The sequence below is a fragment of the Mesorhizobium sp. M7A.F.Ca.CA.002.15.2.1 genome, from assembly GCF_003998715.1.
GTDB lineage: Bacteria > Pseudomonadota > Alphaproteobacteria > Rhizobiales > Rhizobiaceae > Mesorhizobium > Mesorhizobium ciceri.
In genome coordinates this window covers 1-5115 of record NZ_RZPI01000403.1, presented here as the reverse complement: position 1 = coordinate 5115, position 5115 = coordinate 1, and the positions used below count along the sequence as shown (strand labels likewise).

The window sequence follows — 5115 nt, the reverse complement described above, 5'->3', positions numbered from 1 at the left end:
ACGCGGTCGGCGTCGCCCTTGACGCGTTCGCCGTCCTTGGGCAGCGGCGGTTTCCACGAGCCGATGGACTCGATGAACCGGCCGTCACGCGGCGAACGGGCGTCGGCAATGACGACGTGGTAGTAAGGACGCTTCTTCGAGCCCGCACGGGCCAGTCGGATCTTCAAGGGCATTTCTTTTCTCCTAAAAACTAAGTTCGTTGATTGGGTTTCAGTTGGTTTTCGTCACGCCGTTGGAAGCGGCGATCTGTTCGTGGTGGCGGATCACTTCGCGGACGACGAAGTTGAGGAACTTTTCCGCGAAATCCGGGTCGAGATGGGCATCCTTCGCCAGTTGGCGAAGCCGGGCGATCTGCTGCTGCTCGCGTGCCGGGTCGGCCGGCGGCAAGCCATGAGTCGCCTTCAGCACGCCAACCGCCTTGGTGCAGCGGAAGCGCTCGGCAAGCATGTGGATGAGGGCTGCGTCGATGTTGTCGATCGACGCCCGGTAATCTGCCAGGAGGGCGCGGGCGTCGGCCATGTCCTTTTCTTCGTTCATGGCGTCCTCACTTCTTCTTGCCAAGGCCGGGCAGCCCGCCACCGCCGAGGCCGGGAAGCCCGGGAAGTTTCATGCCGCCGGGCAAACCTGGCATGCCGCTGGGCAGGCCACCGCCGCCGGGAAGGCCTTTCATGCCGCCGCCTAGGCCGGCTGCCTGCGCCTGCTTCTGCAAGGCTTCGAGCTGCTTGGGATCCATCTTCGACAGGTCCGGCATGCCGCCGCCCATCATGCCACCCATACCGCCGGGCATCATGCCGCCGAGGCCCATCTTGGAGGCGAGGCCGCCCATCATGCCGCGCATCAGGCCGCCGCCTTTGCCCTTGCCGCCCATTGCCTTCATCATGTCGGCCATGCCGCGATGCATTTTGAGCAGCTTGTTGATTTCGGCCGCGTCGGTGCCGGAACCGGCAGCGATGCGCTTCTTGCGCGAATGCTTGAGCAAATCGGGATTGGCGCGCTCTGCCTTGGTCATCGACGAGATGATGGCGAGCTGGCGGCCGAACATCTTGTCGTCGAGACCGGCGGCGGCCATCTGGTCCTTCATCTTGCCCATGCCGGGCATCATGCCCATGATGCCGCCCATGCCGCCCATCTTCGACATCTGCTGAAGCTGGCCGGCGAGATCGTTCAGGTCGAACTTGCCCGACTGCATCTTCTTGGCCATCGCCGCCGCCTGTTCGGCGTCGATGTTCTCGGCGGCCTTTTCGACGAGCGAGACAATGTCGCCCATGCCGAGGATGCGGTCAGCGATGCGCTTGGGGTGGAATTCCTCCAGCCCGTCCATCTTTTCGCCGGTGCCGATCAGCTTGATCGGCTTGCCGGTGACGGCGCGCATCGAAAGGGCAGCACCGCCACGGCCGTCGCCGTCCATGCGGGTCAGCACGAGACCGGTGATGCCGACGCGCTCGTCGAAGCTCTTGGCCAGGTTGACGGCGTCCTGGCCGGTCAGCGAATCGGCGACCAGCAGGATTTCGTGCGGGCTCGATACCTTCTTGATGTCGGCCATCTCGACCATCAGCGGCTCGTCGATATGGGTGCGGCCGGCGGTGTCGAGGATGACGACGTCGTGGCCGCCGAGCTTGGCCGCCTGCACGGCGCGGCGCGCGATGTCGACCGGCGACTGGCCGGCGATGATCGGCAGCGTGGCGACCTTGACCTGTTCGCCGAGCTGGCGAAGCTGCTCCTGCGCGGCGGGGCGCCGCGTGTCGAGCGAGGCCATCAGGACCTTCTTGTTCTGACGCTCGGAAAGACGCTTGGCGATCTTGGCCGAAGTGGTCGTCTTGCCGGAACCCTGCAGGCCGACCATCATGATGACGACCGGCGCCGGGGCATTGAGATCGATGGCGACGCCTTCAGCGCCGAGCATGTCGACCAGTTCGTCATGAACGATCTTGACGACCATCTGGCCGGGCTTGATCGACTTGACCACGGCAGCGCCGACGGCCTTCTCGCGCACCTTGTCGGTGAAGGAGCGCACCACTTCCAGCGCCACGTCGGCTTCGAGCAGCGCACGGCGCACCTCGCGCAGCGCCGCCGAGACATCAGCCTCCGACAGCGCGCCGCGGCCGGTCAGGCCGTTCAGGATCGAACCAAGACGTTCCTGTAGCGATTCAAACATTCGTTTTCCTTTTCCCTGGCACCCGGATGGTGCCCGAGAGGTAATGCGTTCGCGCCCAGTGTCCAACCAAAAGTCCAAGCAAAAGCCAAAACCAAAAAGCACCCGGGGGCGCTCAGCGCTGCCGGGTGTTGGCCTCCAGGATCGATTTACAGCACTTCACCTCAAAGAGGTTTCGGCGTCCTGGTCGGCTTGCTCGGAGGGATACTCGTCGCGGAATTCGGGGCGTGTAGACAGGAAATCTGCGCAAGAGTCAAGACAAGGGCCGGGTAGCGTCATTCCCGGACCCGCATTCAGGCCGTGCTCGCGCGGTCCGGAAGCTCGGCGGCGACCTTGAGCGGCGAGCGCGGATGCAAAAGCAGCCCGATGGTCAGCAGGCTGCAGGCGATGCCGATGAAGGCGATGAGAACCGCATCCGACGTTGCCCAGCCCGGTCCCTCGAGCGGCCTGGCGTTGAACAGGGCGAAGGAATTGTAGCTTTCCTGATGCGAGATCAGCAGGAAGCCGGTCAGGTTGTTGCCGAGATGAGCACCCAGCGCGGCGCCGAGATTGCCTGTTGCGTAAACGACAAGCGTCAGCAGCAACGCGAAAGCGGCGATCGACGCCAGCACACAGGCGTTGATGGCTGGCGACGAACTCGCACTCCAATGCAGCGAGGTGAACAGCAGGGCCGGCAGCAGCGCCCAGATGAACGGGCTCTTGAACCGGCTGGCCAGCCCGCGCAGCAGGTAGCCGCGAAACAGCAACTCTTCCGACGAGGTCTGCAACAGAGTGAGCGCGGCGATCGGGATCGCAAACAGCAGCCAGGACGACAGGCTGATCGGGCCGCGCGCGATCTGCGGCTGCAAGAGATAGAGCAGGATTTCGGAGATCAACGAGGTGATCAGCACCGCGATCAGCCCCTTGAGGAAGCCGGACCATGAAACACGCCGGCTGTTGCCGAGCAGCGCCGACAGCTTCTCGCCATGCACCCAGCGCATCGCGACCCACAGGCCGATCCAGATGCCGGCGAACGAGACGAGCGCGGTGAGAATGCCGATGGGCGAGGCGAGGAAACCCTGCATGCCGGATGATGGGGCCGCCTGCCGGGCGAAGAAGGCATAGGTGCCGCCGACCAGCACGGCCACGGTGGTTGCTGCCCAAAAAAGGACGACGATCCCCGTTCCGAGCAACAGGCGCGGCAAGGTCGTCCTGGCGTTCGGCGAATGCCTGTAGCGCTCGAAGGCGGCCGGATCGATGGTCACGCGGGCTCCTTTGCCAAAGTCATCGCCTATTGACTAACCGACCGCCGGAAAAATCGGAAGTCTTCCGCAAAGGACAATGCTCAGAGCAGCGTCGGCGCACAAGAGGCGACGCTGCGGTGCCGCCTGCCGGCGGCCGCTGCTGTGGCAGCGGCCGCTTATGTCAATTGTCGTCAGCGCACGACGTACATGATGCGCCGGGTCTGCGGATCGATCAGCGCCCGCTGGCCGTTCACATAGACATAGCGGTAATTGTAGTCTGGAATCTCGCGCAGCTCGACGGTGTCGGGCAGGGTCGCGCCGGTGACCACTTCGCCATCGAGATAGATGGGATCGAGGCGGTGCGTGTCGACATAGGTGCGGACTTCAGCCGGGGGCGGCGGGAAGTCATCGACGACCGGATCGCTGGCGATGATCGCGCCGGTATAATCGGTCGAGTAGTTGCCGATGTCCTCCGGCGGCGAGACGACAGCAACGCTGGCGCGCCGTTGCGTCAGCACCACCCGGCTGCCGCCTATATCGGCCGTCACATAGTCGGAATAGACCCAGCCCTGGCCGCCGGCCTCGGCTATGGTGCACCATTTGCTGTTTTCGATGCAGCCATTGAGCGTTGCCGACTGACCGGCGGCGAGCACGCCGATGACAGGGTATTGCGGGCCGGGTCCGGCGCGAACGTTAAGATCGGTGACGGCTGAGACGGCGGTGTCGGCAAACGCGGCGCCCGACATCACGGTCAGCATTCCGGCGACCGCCGGAAACAACAGGGATTTCATGGTTTCTCTCCGTTTTCATGGTCCCTCGCCAGCGAAAACGGGGCAGCAGCTCATGCGTTCCCGCTAAAGCGCCTGTGCCAACTCACGATTTGTTCCCTGTTCTCCAGGCAAATCGGTCAGAAGTTCGTGAACGAAGTCCAATTTCCGCGCCGTGACGTCCGAAATGACAAAGGGATAGAGGTCCGGCAGGCCCATGCAGCGGTTGATCGAATTGGAGGCTTCCGACAGCACCAGCCAGCGGGCCAGGATCTTTTCGAAAGACTCGGGCGCGGTCGGCGGCTCCGAGGGTGCGGCCTGCAATTCGCCGCCTGTGTCGCCGCGCGGCAAGTCGTTGGCCTCCACCGTCTCCAGCCGGCCGAGCGGAAAGTTCAGTGCGTGCACCATTTCCAGCGTGTCGGTGATGTGCAGGTGGTGAGCCCAGGTCTCGGCCCAGTCCTCCCATGGATGCGAGGTCGCATAGGCCGAGATGTGGCCTTGCTGCCAGTCGGGCGGCGCACCATTGGCATAATAGGCCTTCAGCGCCTGTTCGTAATCGGCGCGGTCATCGCCGAACAGTGCGCGGAAAGCTTCGAGCCGGTGCGGATCGTCGCGGATCAGGCGGTCCCAATAATAGTGCCCAAGCTCATGACGGAAATGACCGAGCAAGGTGCGGTAGTTCTCGCCCATCTCGACGCGGCGCTTTTCGCGCTCGGCCGAATCCGCCTCGGCGACGTTGAGCGTGATCAGGCCATTGTCGTGGCCGGTCAGGATCCGCTCGCCGCCGGGGCCGCCGCCGATCGGATCGGCGAGGAAGTCGAAGGCCAGCCCGATCTCGTCGGCGGGGTTCTGCTTGGGCGCCACCGGCAGCCCGAAGGCCAGCAGCGAATAGATGGCGCGCTTCTTCGCCGCTTCGACACGGATCCAGCGGCGGCGGTTGCCGTCGACGGAGAGATCCGGGATCAACTGGTTG

6 protein-coding genes are annotated in these 5115 nt (G+C 64.1%); all 6 read right to left on the bottom strand.

Annotated elements, in window-relative coordinates; genetic code table 11:
• The coding region (rpsP, locus tag ENZ74_RS21030; RefSeq protein ID WP_127312970.1) for a 30S ribosomal protein S16 at positions 1 to 173 on the bottom strand (173 nt) is incomplete at its 3' end.
• Positions 174 to 210: 37 nt separating this feature from the next.
• Positions 211 to 537: a chorismate mutase gene (locus ENZ74_RS21025; RefSeq protein WP_013528801.1), complete on the bottom strand. Its 327-nt coding sequence runs from the start codon at positions 535 to 537 to the stop codon at positions 211 to 213.
• A 7-nt stretch (positions 538 to 544) separates the two neighbouring features.
• The gene (ffh, locus tag ENZ74_RS21020; RefSeq protein ID WP_127312969.1) at positions 545 to 2155 is read right to left on the bottom strand and encodes a signal recognition particle protein; all 1611 of its coding nucleotides are present in this window, start codon (positions 2153 to 2155) and stop codon (positions 545 to 547) included.
• Positions 2156 to 2445: 290 nt separating this feature from the next.
• The gene (locus ENZ74_RS21015; protein WP_013528803.1) at positions 2446 to 3396 is read right to left on the bottom strand and encodes a CPBP family intramembrane glutamic endopeptidase; all 951 of its coding nucleotides are present in this window, start codon (positions 3394 to 3396) and stop codon (positions 2446 to 2448) included.
• Between the two features lie 170 nt (positions 3397 to 3566).
• Complete coding sequence (locus ENZ74_RS21010) at positions 3567 to 4166, bottom strand: DUF1236 domain-containing protein (RefSeq protein WP_063169558.1); 600 nt, start codon at positions 4164 to 4166, stop codon at positions 3567 to 3569.
• Positions 4167 to 4229: 63 nt separating this feature from the next.
• On the bottom strand, positions 4230 to 5115 hold an 886-nt coding region (locus tag ENZ74_RS21005), incomplete at its 5' end, for a putative zinc-binding metallopeptidase (RefSeq protein WP_127312968.1).